Source organism: Thalassospira sp. MIT1004 (genome assembly GCF_001858545.1).
Lineage (GTDB): Bacteria > Pseudomonadota > Alphaproteobacteria > Rhodospirillales > Thalassospiraceae > Thalassospira > Thalassospira xiamenensis.
This window is the reverse complement of record NZ_MCAO01000002.1, coordinates 111,599-130,019: the sequence shown is the minus strand read 5'-3', so window position 1 is coordinate 130,019 and position 18,421 is coordinate 111,599. Positions and strand designations below refer to the sequence as shown.

17 protein-coding genes and 1 riboswitch are annotated in these 18,421 nt (G+C 56.7%); of the genes, 9 read left to right on the top strand and 8 right to left on the bottom strand.

Annotated elements, in window-relative coordinates; translation table 11 throughout:
• Positions 1-8: 8 nt before the first annotated feature.
• From BC440_RS01340 to BC440_RS01325, 4 genes are all read right to left on the bottom strand, one after another.
• Positions 9-584 carry a helix-turn-helix transcriptional regulator gene (locus BC440_RS01340; RefSeq protein WP_071239464.1) on the bottom strand — a complete coding sequence of 192 codons (576 nt, stop codon included), beginning with the start codon at positions 582-584 and terminating at the stop codon, positions 9-11.
• Between the two features lie 66 nt (positions 585-650).
• Positions 651-1,226: a 16S rRNA (guanine(966)-N(2))-methyltransferase RsmD gene (gene rsmD / locus BC440_RS01335; RefSeq protein ID WP_071239463.1), complete on the bottom strand. Its 576-nt coding sequence runs from the start codon at positions 1,224-1,226 to the stop codon at positions 651-653.
• Between the two features lie 6 nt (positions 1,227-1,232).
• A complete protein-coding gene (locus BC440_RS01330; RefSeq protein WP_071239462.1) occupies positions 1,233-2,558 on the bottom strand; it encodes a pseudouridine synthase in 1,326 nt (441 codons plus the stop codon).
• Entirely contained in the window at positions 2,555-3,277 is a 723-nt protein-coding gene (locus tag BC440_RS01325; RefSeq protein WP_071239461.1) for a gamma-glutamyl-gamma-aminobutyrate hydrolase family protein, read from the bottom strand. Before BC440_RS01325 ends, BC440_RS01330 begins: the two co-directional genes overlap by 4 nt.
• Positions 3,278-3,541: 264 nt before the next feature.
• Between BC440_RS01325 and BC440_RS01320 the strand changes: the two genes are divergently transcribed.
• Positions 3,542-3,994, top strand: a complete 453-nt coding sequence (locus BC440_RS01320) for a nucleoside deaminase (RefSeq protein WP_007091239.1) — start codon at positions 3,542-3,544, stop codon at positions 3,992-3,994.
• A 47-nt stretch (positions 3,995-4,041) separates the two neighbouring features.
• Here the strand turns inward: BC440_RS01320 and BC440_RS01315 are convergent, their stop codons facing one another.
• Positions 4,042-5,643 (bottom strand): glucan biosynthesis protein D, encoded by a 1,602-nt coding sequence (locus BC440_RS01315; protein ID WP_071239460.1) that lies wholly within the window; start codon positions 5,641-5,643, stop codon positions 4,042-4,044.
• Positions 5,644-5,823: 180 nt separating this feature from the next.
• Between BC440_RS01315 and BC440_RS01310 the strand changes: the two genes are divergently transcribed.
• A complete protein-coding gene (locus BC440_RS01310) occupies positions 5,824-7,191 on the top strand; it encodes an adenylate/guanylate cyclase domain-containing protein (RefSeq protein ID WP_175484453.1) in 1,368 nt (455 codons plus the stop codon).
• Between the two features lie 117 nt (positions 7,192-7,308).
• On the opposite strand, the gene BC440_RS01305 is transcribed toward BC440_RS01310, so the two are convergent.
• On the bottom strand, positions 7,309-7,656 hold the full coding sequence (locus BC440_RS01305) for an Atu4866 domain-containing protein (protein ID WP_071239458.1): 348 nt from the start codon (positions 7,654-7,656) through the stop codon (positions 7,309-7,311).
• A 24-nt stretch (positions 7,657-7,680) separates the two neighbouring features.
• Positions 7,681-8,418, bottom strand: coding sequence for an SDR family oxidoreductase (locus BC440_RS01300; protein WP_037991077.1), 738 nt, complete (start codon positions 8,416-8,418; stop codon positions 7,681-7,683).
• Positions 8,419-8,595: 177 nt separating this feature from the next.
• Between BC440_RS01300 and BC440_RS01295 the strand changes: the two genes are divergently transcribed.
• The 4 genes from BC440_RS01295 to BC440_RS01280 all read left to right on the top strand — a co-directional run bounded on the left by BC440_RS01295 (position 8,596) and on the right by BC440_RS01280 (position 12,856).
• A complete protein-coding gene (locus BC440_RS01295; RefSeq protein WP_071239457.1) occupies positions 8,596-9,513 on the top strand; it encodes an AraC family transcriptional regulator in 918 nt (305 codons plus the stop codon).
• A 55-nt stretch (positions 9,514-9,568) separates the two neighbouring features.
• Positions 9,569-9,765, top strand: a riboswitch (cobalamin riboswitch).
• Between the two features lie 210 nt (positions 9,766-9,975).
• Positions 9,976-11,016, top strand: coding sequence for an ABC transporter substrate-binding protein (locus BC440_RS01290; RefSeq protein WP_071239488.1), 1,041 nt, complete (start codon positions 9,976-9,978; stop codon positions 11,014-11,016).
• 8 nt (positions 11,017-11,024) lie between these two features.
• Positions 11,025-12,077, top strand: a complete 1,053-nt coding sequence (locus tag BC440_RS01285; RefSeq protein WP_247643517.1) for an iron ABC transporter permease — start codon at positions 11,025-11,027, stop codon at positions 12,075-12,077.
• Complete coding sequence (locus BC440_RS01280) at positions 12,074-12,856, top strand: ABC transporter ATP-binding protein (RefSeq protein ID WP_071239456.1); 783 nt, start codon at positions 12,074-12,076, stop codon at positions 12,854-12,856. Before BC440_RS01285 ends, BC440_RS01280 begins: the two co-directional genes overlap by 4 nt.
• Before the next feature lie 24 nt (positions 12,857-12,880).
• Here BC440_RS01280 and purD read toward each other — a convergent pair whose 3' ends face one another.
• Entirely contained in the window at positions 12,881-14,164 is a 1,284-nt protein-coding gene (gene purD, locus BC440_RS01275) for a phosphoribosylamine--glycine ligase (protein ID WP_071239455.1), read from the bottom strand.
• Positions 14,165-14,277: 113 nt separating this feature from the next.
• On the opposite strand from purD, the gene xseA reads away from it, so the two are divergent.
• Genes xseA through BC440_RS01260 form a run of 3 tightly spaced genes read left to right on the top strand, consistent with a single transcriptional unit; the run spans position 14,278 to position 18,415 of the window.
• Entirely contained in the window at positions 14,278-15,978 is a 1,701-nt protein-coding gene (gene xseA, locus BC440_RS01270) for an exodeoxyribonuclease VII large subunit (protein ID WP_071239454.1), read from the top strand.
• Positions 15,978-16,838, top strand: coding sequence for a M23 family metallopeptidase (locus BC440_RS01265; RefSeq protein ID WP_071239453.1), 861 nt, complete (start codon positions 15,978-15,980; stop codon positions 16,836-16,838). Before xseA ends, BC440_RS01265 begins: the two co-directional genes overlap by 1 nt.
• A gap of 29 nt (positions 16,839-16,867) precedes the next feature.
• Complete coding sequence (locus BC440_RS01260; protein WP_071239452.1) at positions 16,868-18,415, top strand: gamma-glutamyltransferase; 1,548 nt, start codon at positions 16,868-16,870, stop codon at positions 18,413-18,415.
• Positions 18,416-18,421 lie beyond the last annotated feature (6 nt).

Below are 18,421 nucleotides of genomic sequence, written 5' to 3'. Positions count from 1 at the left end.
CGAAACGGTTATGCAGGTGGGTGATCAAAGCCGGTCGTCAGACGAACGGCGGTACCATCGGACAGGAAAAAACGTTCCCACAGGATGAATTTATCGACAATCGGCATCGGCGGGCCGTTGCGCCCGGATGTTGCGAAACTCAGGTGATCGGCCTGATCTTCGTGCCAGCCCATATGATGCAGGCGTTTTTCCGCCTGTGCGATTTCCGGCGTGGCAAAGCGCCACAGGGACGTGCCGACAAGATCGCCTGAACTGCGTTGCCATTCCTGTTCGCGCGGGGCGGAGGCACACAATAGGCGGTGGCTGCGATCCTCGATCAGATGAACACGTTGTCGCGAATGGATGACCAGCCGCTTGATCGCGTGATCGAGGCGGAAATTGCGGTTGCGCGTCATCATCTGATGCAAAAGGTCGATCTGAAGCGGGGCCGGGTTTTGCAAACCCTTTTCCCATCGCGATACGGTTGCCTGTGTCACGCCGACAATATCGGCAAGGCGTGCCTGTTTGATCTCGCTTTCGCGGCGCCATTGGCGCAGTCGGCGACCAAATTCAGGATCGGGTGCTGTCGGGGGCAGTAACTTCATTGCTTAACATCGCCTGACATTTCGAAAGGCAGCCCACCATAACACAGCCGGGAAATCAATAAAGGTTCAGGACGCAGCGCCAAGGCGATAGATATCGATCTGGCAGCGGCCATATTTGCGGCTATCAAGGGTTTCAAGGCCGTCGACTTCCGGTGCCGGTTCGCGCGGATCGCGTTCGGCAATGATCAGCGTTTCATCATTGATCCAACCGGCACTTGCCAGTCCCGTAATACTGGGGCCAAGCAAATCCTTCTGATAGGGCGGATCAAGAAACACCATGCTGGCCGGTTCGCGGGCACGTGGCGGTTTGGTCGCATCGGCACGTTGAACGCGGGTTTTATCACCCAGTTTCAGATCGGCGATATTTTGTTCGATGGCGGCCAGTGCACCGTGATCAAGGTCAAAGAAAACCGCCTTTTGCGCACCGCGTGAAATGGCTTCAAGGCCGAGCGCCCCGGAACCGGCATAGGCATCCAGAATAAGCCCGTCATAAAGCGGGTTCTGGTTGTCCTCGTACCAGCGCGATGCATGTGTCAGGATGTTAAACAGGGCTTCGCGAACGCGATCCAGTGTCGGGCGTGTATCGCGCCCGGTGGGCGCGGTCAAAAGCCGCCCGCGAAGACTTCCGCCAACAATCCGCATTCTGCCTTAACCCTTTTTGCCGCGCGGACGATTGCCCGCCGGTTTCGATCCGCTGCGTCCCGCCGGGCGGTTGCCGGGTTTGCCATCGGCAATGCTGCCGCGGTTGTTGCCACCGGTATTGCCAGACGGCTTGCCGCGACCCCCACCAAACGATTTGCCGCCATCGTTGTTACGTTCACCACCGGCTTTGCCACCGGGCGCATAACGCCCGCGGCCTTTGTTGGCCGGGCGGTTTGTATTGTCGCGATCATCAAAACGATTATCCCGGTCGTTTCGAGCGCCGCGATCATTACGATCATTGCGGTCATTGCGATCTTCGCGGTTTTCCCGCGCCGGGCCGCTACGCGATACCTCTCCGCGTGCGACGGCCGGTTTGGCGCGATTACCCGGACGTGTCCGGTTTTCAAAGCTGTTCTCGGTCCGGGTGTCATCGGTGACGGTGTTCGGGTTATTGCCCTGCTGGCGGCGGCGGGGGGCGGCGGGTTTGCCAAATACGGTACGCGGTGCCTTGGGGCGGCCGGTGCCGCCCCGCGCGACCGATTTCTTTTCGGAAACCTTGCTGTAATCACCCTTGAAGAACGCGGCCAGCTGTTCTTTCATCACCTTGCCGGTGATTTCCTCGCAATCGCCAGGTGCAAGATTGCCCAACTGGAACGGCCCATAGGATACACGCATCAGGCGCGTCACCGGCCAGCCAAGATGTTCCATCACACGGCGGATTTCACGGTTTTTACCTTCGCGAAGGGTGACGGTCATCCATGCATTGCTGTCTTTCTGAACGTCAACCTCGGCCTGGATCGACCCGTAATTGATACCGTCAACCGTAACACCGTCTTCAAGCTGTTTAAGCTTTGCCTCGTCAATCCGGCCATGGACGCGCACACGATACCGGCGTGCCCAGCCGGTGGCAGGCAGTTCAAGATAACGGGCAAGCTCGCCATCATTGGTCAGCAGCAAAAGACCTTCGGAATTCAGATCAAGCCGCCCGACGGAAATCACGCGCGGCATATAGCTTGGCAGATGTTCGAAAACCGTATCGCGGCCCTGCTCGTCACGGTGGCTGGTGACCAGCCCGCGTTTTTTAAACAGACGCCACAGGCGCGGCTTTTCCTTTTGCGGCAACGGTTTGCCATTGACGTAAATTTCGTCTTCGTCGGTGACGGTCACGGCCGGGCTGTCAAGCACCTTGCCGTTCAGCTTCACCAAACCTTCCTCGATCATGCGTTCGGCGTCGCGCCGCGAACAAACGCCGGAACGCGCAATGCGCTTGGCAATGCGTTCGGGTTTGCTTTCTTCGGTATCTTCTGTCGGGTTCGGGGTCTGGTCGCTCATTTGCGGGCCTCGGAAATCAGGGCGTCGAAGATTTTCGCATCGCCCGAACTGATATGAAATTCAGGATGCCATTGCACCCCAAGACAATAACGATATCCCGGATGCTCAATCCCTTCGATCACGCCATCCGGGGCGACGGAATTGATGATCACATCCGGGCCGACCTTATCAACGGCCTGATGATGGGCGGAATTGACCGACAGGCTTTTGACATCGCCGACAATGCACGAAAGCAGGGTATCGGCTTCGACGGTCACATCATGCCCCGGCTCGTTGCGCGGATTGGGTTGTTCATGCGCCAGACAGTTTTCAACACTGTCTGGGATATGCTGGATCAATGACCCGCCAAGGATCACGTTCAACAATTGCTGCCCCCCGCAAATGCCCAGAACCGGCATATTGCGTTTCAGCGCACCTTCGGCCATCGCCCATTCAAACTTGGTGCGGCGGTCTTTGGTGATCACCGTGTCATGGCGTTCTTCGGCACCAAACAGACTGGGATCGACATCAAACGCACCGCCGGTGACCACAAGCCCGTCAATCAGATCGAGCAGATCGGGAACCAGTTCCACCTCGTGGGGCAGGGGCATGGGAATGCCTCCCGCCGCCGTGACCGCACCGGCATAGTTTTCACGCAGCGCATACCAAGGAAATTTGGAATAGCCACCGGGTTCCTCGGAATCAAGGGTAATGCCGATGATCGGTTTTCTGGCACTCATGTTCTGTCAAATCCCGTTGGTGGTGGCAGTTGGTCGCTATGTTTGCTGGCGATGCCATGAATTTGGCCGGAAACTAACCCCGGTGCGTTAGAAGGGCAACGGCAATTCACGCATATGTGCAATCGGTCGCGATCTTATCACCGCTTGACCGATCCTTGCACAGATTGCAATCTCATATGCTTAACGCCCGATAAAAAACAAAACAAATCAAACCCGCAATGTGCCTGTTGGGGGCAATTGCTTTTCCGGGATGGAAAACAGATCATGAGCGCAGACAGCTTTATGGATATGGCGCTAGATGAGGCGCGCGCCGCCGCACGGCGCGGCGAGGTGCCGGTTGGCGCTGTTCTGGTCGATGCCGACAGTGGCGAGGTGCTGGCACGTGCCGGCAACCTGACCGAGGAACTCAATGATCCGACAGCCCATGCCGAAATCCTTGTGATCCGTGCCGCTGCCGGGGCCAAGGGCGAACCGCGCCTGCCCAATTGTGATCTGTATGTCACGCTGGAACCCTGCCCGATGTGTGCCGCCGCCATTTCATTTGCCCGCCTGCGGCGGGTTTATTTCGGGGCCTATGATCCCAAAAGCGGCGGCATCGATCACGGTCCGCGCGTGTTCGAAAGCACAAGCTGCCATCACCGCCCGGAAGTTTACGGCGGGATTGGCGAGGTCGAGGCGGGCAAGCTTTTGAAGGATTTCTTTGGGTCGCTACGCTAAGCCCCAAGACCAAAAGCAAAGGTCCGCCAATTTGGCGGGCCTTTGATCTATTCTCTGGTCTGCCCCCGAAGTCCTGGCAAATGCTGGAACATCCAGGTTTCGCTAAGCGGCGCATCACCACGTTTCAGATACATCCGCAAATCAACCGGCTCATTGCCCTCGACTTTAAGGTCAAACGCCGCACGCCAGATGCGGGTATCCATGATCGGTTCGATCTTGGTGCGGACAATTTCCCCGCGCGAGGTTGAAACAATGACTTCCGGGAACTCGCCATAGGCCAGGGTTCCAAGGATTTCCCCCTCGAACTCGACCGAGAATTTCAATTCGTCCTTCGGGCGGGCCGTGCCGGGATTGCCACCGCGGCCCATACGGGTGGCGGTCGCATGGGCAAGCTTGTCCATCGGGAACGGATTCTGTGCCTGCCAATACAGGCGATAACGGAACTGATAGCTGTTGCCTGCCTTGGCCGGGGCATTTGGCACCCAGAAGGCTCCGATATTGTCATGAATTTCATCGTCGGTCGGGATTTCGACAAGCTGCACGGCCCCGTCTTCCCATGCGCCAAGCGGTTCGACCCACAGGCTGGGGCGGCGGTGATAACGCACACCGTCAAGATAATGGCTGACTTCGCGGTCACGCTGCATCAGGCCAAAACCACGCGGGTTTTTATCGCCGAATGCCGACGTGCGGATGATTTCCGGATTGTTCAACTGACGCCAGATGCGTTCGCCATTTCCGGTCCATAGCTCCAGCCCGTCGCTGTCATGGACTTCGGGACGCCAGTCAAAGCGGAACGATTTGTTCTGTTCGGAATACCAGAACATGCTGGTCAGCGGTGCGATGCCAAGGCGTTCGATATCCTTGCGCAGGAACAGGTGTTTTTCGACATCCATGGTCACACCTTCGCCGCGCGTCAGATAGAACCGGTAGGCACCCGTGATGCTGGGGCCATCCAGCAGGGCATAGACCGTGACCGGGGCATTGGCCGATTTCGCCGGTTCGATATAAAATTCGCGGAAATCGGGGAATTCTTCGGGCTGGGACGTTGCCGTGTTGACCACAATACCGCGCGCAGACAGACCATATTGGCCTTCATCGCCAATCGCACGGAAATAGGACGCGCCAAGAAACGCTGCCCAGTCCTGTGTTTTCCAGTCATCACGTTCGACATTTTCATGCAGACGGAACCCGGCAAAGCCGCTGTTTTCCGAAAGCTTGCGCGCGATGCTGTCTTCGGGCATGTCGAAATAGTCCGGCGTATAAACCACTTCGCGCGATTTGCCACCGTCAACCAGATGCATGTGAACCGGCTTGGCGAAATACATGCCGAGATGAAAGAAGGTCAGCGGGTAGGTGCCCGAACCATCGGCGTATGGTGAAAATTCGCGCTTGTAATGCAGCTTGCCATGAATGTCGTAATCGATCTTGCCGACAATTTCGGGATCGGGGGCGACAGGCGGCTCGTAAGGCGATTTTGCCATGGCTTCGGCGCGTTTGATCAGGGCGTCAAAGCTGAAGCTTTGCGGTTCGCCAAGATCAAGTTTTTCGTTCGCGGCCGAGGCACCATTGACCATCGACATGCCCGGCAGGATCAGCCCGGCAGCGGCCATGGATTTCAGAAATCGTCTGCGTTCCACAGAAGTCGTCATCAATCAGGTCCCGTTAATTTAAGATGTCCGGAACTATACCGGACAGTGTGGACGTAATCGGGATAAAACATGGCGAATTCAAGATCGTAATATCTGCGTTTTTCGCATGGCGGTATGCCAGATGTCTGCCTAAATAAACTTGCAATCATTGAAATGGCGAGGTCGCCATCGCAGAAAGGCATGTTCATGCAGCAAACCGTTATGGGAAAGCCCGGGCAGAAAGCCATTTTCCACGAGGCGGAACAGAACGGTCTGCGGCTGGCGATCAAGGGGCGTCTGGTCGCGCTGATCCTGATGGGGGTCTGGCTTGTGGCGTCGCGGTCGGGTGACCCGTTACGTGCCATTGAATATCTGATTGCGCTTGGTGTCTTTGCCGGGTTTGGCATCATCCATTACCGGATTATCGGATCATCCTATGACCGGAACTGGATCAAGTATCTGTTCATCGCGCTTGATATCGGGTTCCTGTCGCTTCTGATTGCGACGCAGCCGGTTTTTGACAATGTCGATCTGCCCCAGGCGGTCATTTTCCGCACGCCGATCTTCCCATTCTATTTTATCGTTGTTGGTGTTGCGGCGTTCAGTTTTTCGCCCGGCCTTGTTTTATGGGCCGGTATGTGTGGGGCGGCCGGGTGGCTTGGTGCGTTTCTTTATGCCATCCGCGATATGGATCAGACCTATGACTGGCAGGATATCGGCACATCTCCCGATACCCAGACTTTTGTGACCTATTTCTTCAGCCCCGATTTTATCGGTGCCTGGAGCCGCGCACAGGAAGCCCTCTCGCTGGTTGTTGTTGCCATTCTGATTGGTCTGGTCATGTGGCGTGCGCGCCATACGGTGCGCCGCCAGATCGAGGCGGAACAGGAACGTAGCGCCATTTCCGACATTTTCGGACAATATGTGCCGCCCGCCGTGGCCGAGGCGCTGATATCTAAGCGCGGGTCACTGGCCCCGGTCGAGCGTGAGGCAACCATCCTGTTTGCCGATCTGGCCGATTTCACCAAGCTGACCGAAACCATCGGCCCGAAAGGAATTGTCGAGGTTCTCAACACATATTTCGATGCAGTGTCACAGATCATTAACCGTCATCATGGTGTGATTACCCAGTTTCAGGGCGATGCGGTACTGGCGACCTTCAATGTCCCGGCCGAGGACCCCGATCATGCCAGATGTGCGGTGCGCGCCGCACGCGAGATTTCCGATCTTGTGCAAAGTCGGGATTTCGCTGGGATCCATGTTCGTACGCGTATCGGGATATGCACCGGGACGGTGATTGCCGGCAGTGTCGGCGGGGGTGGGCGTCAGAACTATACCGTGCATGGCGATACGGTAAATATGGCGGCCCGATTGGAAGTGATGAACAAGGAACTGGGAACCGACGTTCTGATTTCTGCAACGACGGCACAGTATCTGACCGCAGAAGATTTTCGCAAGATCGGGCAGATGGATGTTCGCGGACTTTCCGAACCGATTGATCTGTTTACCTTTGCCACGGCTGATGAACGGAATGTCGTGACTGGCAATGTGCCCGTTACAGCGACCTGATTATTGGCAAAGTTTTCGCGCATGAAAATGAAAAAAGGAACGGCATCCATTCGATACCGTTCCTTGCGGGTTCTGCGCCGGGTTAGCCGGTGCAGCGGGGCTTTTAAAGCCTGAATGCTATTGTATGGGCTGGCGATACATCACCATTCCGGCGTGATACAGAACACCGTCTTCGAAATATCCGTCGGCGGTAAAGCCGGTATCATCCCAGTAATCGATATGATTACCGGAAATTTCATAACGTCCCTGATAGGCAGACGGGCGATTGCCGCGCGCCTCGTCATAACGTCCGTTGGCCAGCAATTCCTGACGGATATTGCCATCAGCCGTGACCCACATGCCAACATAGGGATGCGGGTCGTTCGATGTGGTTGTGGACATGACGGTATCCTCCTGTGCGGTGGCGGTGCTGGAAAACAGCATCAGAAGACTGGTGATAGAAGACGCAAACATATGACGTGCCATGCGGGCCTCCTTGGGCGGTACGGATCAATATGCCGATGCGGTCGGGCGCACGATGATCTCGTTGACATCGACGCTTTCGGGCTGGGCGATTGCGTAAAGCACCGACCATGCAATGGAAATCGGGCTGAGTGCGGTTTTGCGCAGTTCACCGAGAAACCCTTTGGCATTGTCATCGGTAATGTCGTTGCCAAGTTCTGTTTCGGTAACGCCCGGCGAAATGGTGGTGACGCGGATATCTCGGCTTTCCTGACGCAGGCCATCGGAAATCGCCCAGACGGCATATTTCGTGGCGCAGTAAACGGCGGCAGTCGGGGATACCAGATGTGCGCCAATGGACGCGGTATTGATGATGTGGCCGCTACCCTGTTCCTTGAACAATGGCAGACCAGCAGCAATGCCATTCAGGACGCCGCGAATATTGACGTCGATCATCTTGTTCCACTCGTCAATTTTCAGTTCGGCAAGCGGCGACAGGGGCATGACACCGGCATTGTTGAAGATCACATCAACGCGGCCATAGGTGTTTTTGGCGAAATAGATCAGTGCTTCGACGTCGTCGGCATCGGTGACATCAACCGCGCGACATGTGGCGGTGCCGCCTTCGGCCTCGATTTCGGCGACGATGGAATGAAGCTTTGCCGTGCGTCGGGCCGCAAGAACGACCTTTGCACCGTTTTCGGCCAGAAGTTTTGCCGTGGCCTCGCCAATCCCGCTGCTGGCACCGGTGATAACGACGACCTTGTTTTCAACATTGTTGGACATAAGCGACATGACATCCTCCTTGTCTGGATCATGGCGCTTACTGTGATTGCAAAGGGCGGCCTGATGAATACACAGAACTCTTGATCAATTGCCTGATTCTCCAGGCAGGGTGAAAACCGCTTTTCAGGATGGTTCTGGTTGCTATAGTTCATATTAGAGAAATAAAGGAGTTTGGTGATGCCTGTGTTTGAAGAGATGTCTGAACTGATTGACAGATACTGCGAAGGCGAAGGTGTTGCCGAGACGCCGGTAAAGGCGGTGCATCTGTATCGTGCGACCGGGCCGTCGATGAAAGTTCCGACAATCTACAAGCCATGCCTTTGCATTATCGCGTCAGGTGCCAAAGAGGTCACTCTGGGCGAGGCGGTTTTCAGTTACGTGCCCGGAAAGTATCTGGTGGCGTCGGTCGACCTGCCGATTGTCGGCTGTGTGACAAATGCCAGTGCAGCACTTCCGTATCGCAGCTTGTCGATTGAACTGGATGGTCAGATGTTGGGTGATCTTGTCACCCAGATTGATCTTCAGGTCGGCTCGGCATCCGAAAGCGATTGCGGGCTTCATGTCGATAACGCCAGCGATACCTTACTGGGTGCCGTGATGCGCCTGTTGCGCCTGTGTGATGAGAAAGACGATATTTCCGTGATGGCGCCGATGCTTCTGCGCGAAGTGCATTATCGCCTGTTGCGCGGCCTTCAGGGGGCCAGGATTGCACAAATCGGAATGGGCGGCAGCAACATGCAGCGCATTTCCAAGATCATCCGTCTGATGAAGGACGATTTTGCAGCACCACTGCGGGTCGATGATCTTGCGGCACAGGCAAATATGAGCCCGTCCTCCTTCCATCATCATTTCAAGCAGGTAACCTCCATGAGCCCGCTTCAGTATCAGAAACGCCTTCGCCTGACGATGGCGCGCCAGATGATGCTGACGGAAATGAAGGATGCGGCGACCGCGGCCTATGAAGTCGGATATGAAAGCGCCTCACAGTTCAGCCGTGAATATGCCCGCATGTTTGGCGCGCCACCGATGCGCGATGTCTCGGCGATCCTTGGGCGACTGGGCGGCGATGGCACGGCGGCTGCGAACGCCTATTGAAAATTGCAATCATTGCGATTTATTCGCAATTGGCTTGACCGGCCTTTGTGACTATGTGACACCGATAGATGTCAGTATCCGATAAGGATAAAGGGAATTCGAAGCCGTCCGTGAAGACGGTTAACCGAAGCTGCCCCCGCAACTGTAGGCGGTGAGTGTTTCCTTCTGAAAGCCACTGGGATATTTCCCGGGAAGGCAGGAAAACACAACGACCCGCGAGCCAGGAGACCTGCTGACATGAATACGACGGACCGGGCGGGGTGCCCCGGAGGATGTCGGTATATGTCACCGTTCCGGGCGGGCTGAAAGCCATTGGACCGCCCTTGGATCCCGGCATTTCCCGCCATTTTTCAGCACTTCAGCCAGTCCCTTGACCATAGTAACTTTGATGTTATGTTATAACATAACATTTATTGGTTTGGTATGTCCGGTCAGGAAATGAAATTCCGGATCGACATATCCATGAAAGGACGCAAAGTGATTGAATTGAACAAAAAGGTTTTTGCAGTCGGGGTGTTTGCTGCAGGACTGGCTTCTTTCGCACAATACGCATCTGCCACGGAATATCCGCTTACACTGGAAAATTGTGGTCGAACCCTGACCTTTGATCAGGCTCCGAACCGTGTCGTATCGCTTGGCCAAAGCAGCACTGAACTGCTTTATCTTCTGGGACTGGCGGACAGGGTGGTCGGAACGGCCGTATGGCTTGGTCCGGTGCAGGAACAGTTTCTCGACGTCAACGCCACCATTCCGCGTCTGGCAGACAACGATCCCAGCTTTGAAAGTGTGGTCGGCCAGAAACCCGATATGGTCGCAACCCAGTTCCAATGGCATATCGGCCCGAATGGCAAGGTCGGAACGATTGACCAGTTTGCTGAACTTTCAATCCCGGTCTATACCGCACCAGCCGATTGCGTCGGTAAGGACAACACCACGGGCGGTGACGGAACGCGGATTGATGCCTTTTCGATGGATCAGATCTATCAGGGGATAGCCGACCTTTCGAAAATCTTCGACGTCGAGGAACGTGGCGCAGATCTGATTGCCGATTTCAAAGCCCGCGAAAAAGCCGCACGTGAAAAAGTCGCCGCCGTCAACGGCAAGGGCATTTCGGCCCTGTTCTGGTTCTCCAGCGCTGAAATCGATGTTGATCCGTTTGTTGCCGGGCAGAAAGGCGCACCGGCCTATGTCATGTCGATCCTTGGTGTGGAAAATGTCATCGACAGTGACGATGAATGGCCCACAGTTGGCTGGGAAACCATCGCACGAACCAATCCCGATATCATTGTGATTGGCAAAATGGATCGTCGTCGTTTTCCGGCCGATGACTGGGAACTTAAAATGCAGTTCCTGAAATCCGATCCGGTAACCCGTCAGATGAATGCGGTCAAAAGCGGAAATATCGTCGTCATGGATGCCCAGTCGATGAACCCGACCATGCGGACAATCGAGGGCATTGAAACGCTGGCCAAGGCAATCGAGGCGTTCGAGGCAACCCAGTGATCGGGCCAGTGATCAAACCAGTGATCGGTAACGTCATTTCCAGCCCCGTTTTCATGAAACGCATCAGCGTGGCATTTGCCGCGCTGATGTTGCTGGCTGCGGTCCTGGCGGTTGCCGCATCGGTGGGTGAAACAGCAATCCCGGTGGGTACGGTGATCGATACGATTGCCAATCATTTATGGGATGCCGGTCATCCGGTGGATGCGATTGATGCCGGTATTGTCTGGAACTATCGGCTGAGCCGCGCGATTGTTGCTGCAAGTTGCGGGGCGGCTTTGGCCGTTTCCGGCGCGGTCCTGCAGGCGCTTTTGCGCAACAGTCTTGCCGATCCCTATCTGCTGGGCATTTCAGCCGGGGCATCGACCGGTGCGGTCAGTGTCGTGATCCTTGGTCTTGGGGCCGGGATGCTTTCCCTGTCACTTGGCGCATTTATCGGCGCGGTGGCGGCATTCGCCTTTGTGACCCTTCTGGCATTACAGGCCGGGCGCGGCACGGGGGCGATCATTCTGGCAGGGATTGCCGGATCGCAGATGTTTAACGCACTTACATCCTTCATTGTCACCAAATCGGCCAGTGCCGAGCAGGCGCGCGGCATCATGTTCTGGCTTCTGGGCAATCTTAGCGGCGTGCGCTGGCCCGATGTGTGGCTGGCTTTACCCGTGGCTCTTGTCGGGCTTGTCGTGTGTCTTTGGCATGCACGCGCACTTGATGCCTTTACGTTTGGTCGTGAATCCGCCGCATCGCTTGGTGTGCCGGTCAGGCGGGTTTATGCGATCCTGATTGTCGCAGCCGCGATGATGACCGCGGTAATGGTCAGTATTGTTGGTTCCATCGGTTTTGTCGGGCTCGTGATCCCGCATGCCGCGCGCTTTTTTGTCGGAACGCGTCATGGGCTGCTATTACCGCTATCGGCATTGATTGGCGCACTGTTTCTGGTCTGTGCCGATGTCATCTCACGCGTGATCGTTCCGGGGCAGGTTTTGCCAATCGGGGTGATTACCGCCCTTGTCGGGGCCCCGGTCTTTGCCCTGATCCTGTGTCACGGAAGGATTTTGCGATGAGTTTGGAACTGCGCGATATCGTCTGGTCTGCCGGTTTTCGCAAGATCATCAAAAATGTCTCCCTCCGGGTGGAACCGGGCGAGTTTCTGGGCCTGATCGGGCCGAATGGATCGGGCAAAACCAGTTTGATGTCGGTTTTGGCCGGTATTCGTCCACCTGATCAGGGGCGTGCGATGCTGGCAGGGCAGGACATGAAAAAGCATGGTCGTCGCAAACTGGCCCGACAGATCGGTTTTGTCGAACAGCAGGCCGATACCACCGACCGCCTGACCGCGCGCGAGGCGGTGGCACTGGGACGCACACCTTATCTCAGCATGCTGTCGCCTTGGTCGGAACGCGATGATGCGATTGTGGAACGTGCGCTCGGCGATGTTGACATGACCCATCTGGCCGACCGGTTCTGGCATACGCTTTCGGGCGGTGAAAAGCAGCGGGTTCATATCGCGCGCGCACTGGCGCAGGAACCAAAATTCCTTCTGCTGGATGAACCGACAAACCATCTGGATATCCGTCATCAGCTTGGATTGCTGGAACTGGTGCATGAATTACCGGTGACCGTGGTGGCGGCCTTGCACGATCTGAACCATGCCGCGATGTATTGCGACCGGATTGCCATGATGCGTGACGGGGAACTGGTGGGGATCGGCAGTCCTGCCGATATTCTGACGACCCAAAATCTGCGTGATGTGTTCGGTGTGGATGCCACCATCGAACATGGCCCGAACGGGCAATGTGCAGTGCGCTATCACGCAGGCATGAAAAAAGACCGGGCTGCATGACCCGGTCTTTTTCAAGTTGAATGTTTATTTCTGTTCGCGGGCAATCGCGCGCCAGCCGATATCACGACGGCAAAAACCACCCGGCCAGTTAATGGCGTCAACCGCTTCATAGGCGCGTTTCTGTGCCTCGGTCACCGACGTGCCGCGTGCGGTAACGCCAAGAACACGCCCCCCCGTCGCGGTCAGTTTGTCACCATCCATTTTCGTGCCCGCATGCAGGACCTTGACCTTGTCCATCGCATCCGCATCGGCAACATTTCTGATCTCGGTGCCTTTGTCGTAGCTGCCCGGATACCCCTTGGCGGCCATGACAACGACCATGGCGGTTTCGTCATGCCATTCGGGTTTGACCTTATCGAGTTCGCCGCTTGCCGCCCCATCAAGAATATCAATCACATCCGATTTCAGGCGCGTCATCAGAACCTGGCATTCCGGATCGCCAAAACGGATGTTGTATTCGATCAGTTTCGGGTTGCCCGCATCATCGATCATCAGACCGGCAAACAGGACCCCTTTGAAAGGATGGCCTTCGGCGGCCATGCCCTTGACGGTCGGAACAATGATCTGTTCCATGACCTTGTCTTCAACCGATTTGGTGAAAACCGGGGCGGGGGAATAGGCCCCCATACCGCCAGTATTCGGGCCGGTATCGCCTTCGCCCACAGCCTTGTGATCTTGCGCGGCAATTAGCGGAATGACGTTTTCACCATCGCAGACGGCAAAGAAGGATGCTTCTTCGCCGGTCATGAATTCCTCGATCACCAGTTCCGCACCGGCATCGCCGAATTTGCCACCGACCATGCATTCGTCAATTGCGGCAAGGGCTTCGTCAACTGTCTGGCAAATCGTCACACCCTTGCCCGCGGCAAGGCCGTCGGTCTTAACGACAATCGGCGCACCGTGCTTTTCAACAAAGGCCCGCGCATCGTCGGGCGTGGTGAAACGGCCATAGGCCGCAGACGGGACGCCAAACTTTGCCACCATGTCCTTCATGAAACCCTTGGAGCCTTCAAGCTGTGCCGCCGCTTTTGAACAGCCAAACGATTTGATGCCAACCGCATCCAGCGCGTCTACAAGGCCCGCGACCAGCGGGGCCTCGGGGCCGACAACAACCAGATCGACCGCATTGTCGTTGGCAAATTTCACAAGGCCGTCAATGTCGCTATCTGAAATGGCGACACATTCTGCTGAATCGGCAATCCCGGCATTGCCCGGCGCACACCAAAGTTTGGTCAGCCGCGGGCTTTTGGCAATTGCCCAGCACAATGCATGTTCACGTCCGCCACCGCCAACGACCAGAACCTTCATGATTTTAACCTCGATTACGTGTCCGACTGCTTGATGGTCCAGACGGGATGAACTAGGCTTGCACCCCATCCCGCTTGAAAATTTATGCGGGCTTTTAGCATAAAGTGCCCTTGATGACGCAAGATTTGTTCGACCCGTTCGCCCCCATGCCCGAAGAACCCGCGAAACCGGGAAATCTACCGGAATTTTCGGTCTCTGATCTTTCCAGCGCGCTTAAACGCACGGTCGAGGATGCGTTTTCGTTTGTGCGTGTGCGCGGCGAGATTTCCGGCTTCAAGCGCGCAAGCAGCGGTCACATGTATCTGGCACTCAAAGACGATCAGGCGGTGCTGGACGGTGTTTGCTGGCGCGGGCAGGCATCCAAACTTGGCATCGCACCCGAAGACGGCATGGAAGTCATTGTAACCGGCCGATTGACGACATTTCCCGGCCGGTCGAAATACCAGATTGTCATCGAAACGATGGAGGTTGCCGGCGAAGGCGCACTCCTGAAACTTCTGGAAGAACGCAAAAAGAAACTTGCTGCCGAAGGACTGTTTGATGCGGATCGCAAAAAGCCGATCCCGTTCCTGCCCGATGTCATCGGGATTGTAACATCCCCGACCGGGGCGGTGATCCGCGATATCATGCATCGGCTGCGCGAACGTTTCCCGCGCCGGGTTCTGTTATGGCCCGTATTGGTACAGGGAACCGGTGCCGCCGAACAGGTCGCGCAGGCCGTGCGCGGTTTCAATGATCTTTTGCCCTATGGCAATATTCCGCGTCCCGACGTCCTGATTGTTGCGCGCGGTGGCGGGTCGTTGGAAGACCTTTGGGCATTTAACGAGGAAATCATTGCCCGCGCGGTGGCGGAATCCGACATTCCGGTGATTTCCGCAGTCGGTCATGAAACCGATACCACCCTGATTGATTTTGTGTCTGACCTGCGTGCGCCTACTCCGACGGGGGCCGCGGAAAAGGCCGTTCCGGTGCGGCTTGATCTGATCGGTCAGGTCGAGGAAGACGGCCTTCGTCTGACGCAGGCGGTCCGTCGGCTTGGTGTGGAAAAACGCACAGCCCTTGAAAGCCTTGCGCGTGGTCTTGGCGATCCGCGCCGGATGCTTGAAGAACGCAGCCAGACCCTTGATAACTGGGCCGATCGGCTACCACGTGCCGCAGGCAGTGTCTTGCAGCAGGCGCGTGCGCGTCTGAACGAAGCCGGGGCACGGCTGGTCAGTCCGCGCGAACAGCTTTCGGAAAAACGCGGACGGTTGGAAAATGCTGGTCTGCGGCTGGATGGTGCGATCAAATCCGCCATCCAGATGCAAAAGGCACGTCTTGATCAGGCTGCCGCCGGACTTCGCCCGGCAAATGCCAGACGCGATATCGCACGCGACCGCAAACAGATCGGCGATCTGGCTGGTCGGATGCAGGCGGCGGTTAAAAATATCCTGAACCGCGAAACCGAAGGACTGGCGCGCTATGACCGTCTTCTGGAAAGCTATTCCTATCGCAATGTTCTGAAACGCGGCTTTGCCGTTGTGCGCGGTGTCGATGAAGGATTGATCGGCAGGGCGTCGGACCTGATTGCCGGGCAAGGTTACATTCTGGAAATGCAGGATGGACGTGCGGATGTGACAGCGGGGGCGTCTTCGTCTTCGTCTGGCACACCGGGCCCAGTATCGGCACAATCAGTATCGGCACAATCGGGATCGGATGATCCTGCGTCGGCACCGGCTGCCACGGTTGCGCCGAAATCGGCTGCCAAACCGAAACCTGCCCGGAAAAAAGATCCGGTCCCAAAGGATGACGACAGGCAAGGGAGCCTTCTGTAATGCGTTTCGCAATGAAGATGTTTTTGGCGGCAACCGGTTTGATGGCGTCATGCGTTGGTGCAATCGCGGCCGAGCCAACCTATGAGGGCCAGTTTGTTCAGGGCGGCATCGTGTTCGGTCAGACCGAACCCGGAAGCAGCATCCTTCTGGATGGCAAGGCGATTGATACGATTGGCCCGGACGGGGCGTTTATCCTTGGCTTCCCCCGCGATTACGAGGGCCCGGCCAAGCTGACTTTGCGCAAGGCAGACGGGGCTGTCGAAGAATATGCCTATGACATCGGGGATCGCGAATTTGATATCCAGCGCATTGATGGCCTGCCGCCCAAGATGGTGACGCCGGACCCGGAGGTCATGGAACGGATCAGGGATGATTCGCGTCAGGCCCGCGAAGCACGTGTCGAACGATTTACCCAGGAATTTTACAAGAACGGCTTTATCTGGCCGGTTCTCGGCCCGATCAGCGGTATATACGGATCGCAACGCATCTTGAATGGTGAACCGCGTGCCCCGCATTGGGGGATAGACATTGCCGTTCCCACCGGCACACAGGTCGTGGCCCCGGCCGACGGGATTGTGACGCTGGCGCATCCCGATATGTATTTTTCCGGGGCGACCCTGTTTATTGATCACGGGCTTGGCATGGTTTCGGCGTTTTTGCATCTGTCGGAAATCGATGTGAAAGTCGGCGATGTCGTTCGGCAGGGTGATCCGATTGCCAAGGTCGGGGCAAGTGGCCGGGCAACCGGGCCGCATCTGGATTGGCGGATCAATGTCGGGGATGCCCGTGTTGACGCCGCCCTTCTTGTGCCGCCGATGGAAGACGCACAAAAGGCCGCGAAGGTGAAGGCCAGCAATTGATGACGGATAAACAATAAGGAATATCTGCCATGAAAAAGCACGGAGCCGTCGCCGCAGGACATGATGTCACCGCACGCGCGGCTGCCGATGTGCTTGAGGCGGGCGGCAATGCCTTTGATGCGGTAACTGCGGCCATGTGGGCGGCCTGTGTGGCCGAACCGGTTCTGGCGTCATTGGGCGGTGGTGGTTTTGTCATGGCCCGTCCGGCGGGAAAACCACCCCGGCTTTATGATTTCTTTGTCGAAACCCCGCTTGCCAAACGCCCGCGCGAAGAACTTGAGTTTGAAAGCCGGTTTGCGACATTTGCCGGGGGTGTCACTCAGGAATTTCACGGCGGATATGGTTCGGTTGCAACACCGGGCGTGGTTGCCGGTATTTTCAAGCTGCATGACGATATTGGATCCCTGCCGATGGCGATGCTGGCCGAACCGGCAATTACGGCTGCGCGCGACGGGATCAAGCTGGATGCGTTTCAACGGTATGTCATGGGGATCGTAACCCCGCTTATGGCATTTTCCAAAGATAGCCGGGCCGTTTTCGGTGCGCCGGGGCATCAGGCCGAAGACGGATTTGAATTGCCAGACGAGGGTTCCATTCTTCGTCAGGCTGATATGGCCGATAGCATCGAATATCTGCTGCGGACCGGGGCCGATGGCTTTTATCACGGCGATCTTGGTCATGCGCTGGTGACCGAATGCCGGGAATATGGCGGCTATCTGACAGGGGCGGATTTGGCGGCATGCCGCGTTCTGGTCCGTGATCCGCTATTGATTGCCGGGCGCAACGGGCGGTTTGTTTTAAACCCGCCACCGGCGTCGGGCGGGGTTCTGGTTGGTTTCGGCCTTAAGCTTGCGCGCGAAATAGAACTCGGGGCATTTGGATCGGCCCGTCATCTTGAAGCCATTTCGCGCATTCTTCATGCCACCGGGCTGGCACGTAGCGAACATGGCGCAAGCCCGACAATCCTTGCCGACGAATTTTGCGAATCCTACCGGTCTATGATTGGCGACCGCCCGCTTAGCCAGAATGGCACGACCCATATTTCCGTGGTTGATGGCGATGGCAATCTTGCCGCGGCGACGATTTCAAACGGGTCCTGTTCCGGGCGCATGGTGCCGGGGACTGGTATCATGCTCAATAACATGCTGGGCGAAGCCGATCTGTCACCCGACGGGTTCCATCACTGGCCGTGCGGTGTGCGGATGACGTCGATGATGACCCCGGCCCTGTATCTGGCGGGCAATGGTGATGCGATTGCACTGGGCTCTGGCGGGTCAAACCGCATTCGTTCGACCATGTTGCAGGTAATGCTGAATATCGATGCCTATGACATGACCCTGCATGGGGCGGTGGCGGCACCGCGGCTTCATGTCGAAGACAGTCTTCTGTCTGTCGAGCCAGGGTTTGACGGTGCGCTTCTGGACGGTCTTAGCCTTGAAGACCAGCAACGCTGGGATACCGAGGATATGTTCTTTGGCGGTGTTCACGCCGCCAAGGTCAGTCGCGATGGGAAGAAATTCAATGCGGTGGGTGATGCCCGACGCAATGGCCATCAAGTGGTGATTGCCGATCTGTAATCGGGT

What these genes read in the sequence shown, in the direction of transcription:
- BC440_RS01280 (WP_071239456.1), top strand. Translation starts at nt 12,074, where the DNA reads ATGAGTTTGGAACTGCGCGATATCGTCTGGTCTGCCGGTTTTCGCAAG.
- BC440_RS01295 (WP_071239457.1), top strand. Translation starts at nt 8,596, where the DNA reads ATGCCTGTGTTTGAAGAGATGTCTGAACTGATTGACAGATACTGCGAA.
- BC440_RS01260 (WP_071239452.1), top strand. Translation starts at nt 16,868, where the DNA reads ATGAAAAAGCACGGAGCCGTCGCCGCAGGACATGATGTCACCGCACGC.
- BC440_RS01320 (WP_007091239.1), top strand. Translation starts at nt 3,542, where the DNA reads ATGAGCGCAGACAGCTTTATGGATATGGCGCTAGATGAGGCGCGCGCC.
- BC440_RS01290 (WP_071239488.1), top strand. Translation starts at nt 9,976, where the DNA reads ATGAAAGGACGCAAAGTGATTGAATTGAACAAAAAGGTTTTTGCAGTC.
- BC440_RS01325 (WP_071239461.1), bottom strand. Translation starts at nt 3,277, where the DNA reads ATGAGTGCCAGAAAACCGATCATCGGCATTACCCTTGATTCCGAGGAA.
- xseA (WP_071239454.1), top strand. Translation starts at nt 14,278, where the DNA reads ATGACGCAAGATTTGTTCGACCCGTTCGCCCCCATGCCCGAAGAACCC.
- BC440_RS01315 (WP_071239460.1), bottom strand. Translation starts at nt 5,643, where the DNA reads ATGACGACTTCTGTGGAACGCAGACGATTTCTGAAATCCATGGCCGCT.
- BC440_RS01330 (WP_071239462.1), bottom strand. Translation starts at nt 2,558, where the DNA reads ATGAGCGACCAGACCCCGAACCCGACAGAAGATACCGAAGAAAGCAAA.
- purD (WP_071239455.1), bottom strand. Translation starts at nt 14,164, where the DNA reads ATGAAGGTTCTGGTCGTTGGCGGTGGCGGACGTGAACATGCATTGTGC.
- BC440_RS01300 (WP_037991077.1), bottom strand. Translation starts at nt 8,418, where the DNA reads ATGTCCAACAATGTTGAAAACAAGGTCGTCGTTATCACCGGTGCCAGC.
- BC440_RS01305 (WP_071239458.1), bottom strand. Translation starts at nt 7,656, where the DNA reads ATGGCACGTCATATGTTTGCGTCTTCTATCACCAGTCTTCTGATGCTG.
- rsmD (WP_071239463.1), bottom strand. Translation starts at nt 1,226, where the DNA reads ATGCGGATTGTTGGCGGAAGTCTTCGCGGGCGGCTTTTGACCGCGCCC.
- BC440_RS01340 (WP_071239464.1), bottom strand. Translation starts at nt 584, where the DNA reads ATGAAGTTACTGCCCCCGACAGCACCCGATCCTGAATTTGGTCGCCGA.
- BC440_RS01310 (WP_175484453.1), top strand. Translation starts at nt 5,824, where the DNA reads ATGTTCATGCAGCAAACCGTTATGGGAAAGCCCGGGCAGAAAGCCATT.
- BC440_RS01265 (WP_071239453.1), top strand. Translation starts at nt 15,978, where the DNA reads ATGCGTTTCGCAATGAAGATGTTTTTGGCGGCAACCGGTTTGATGGCG.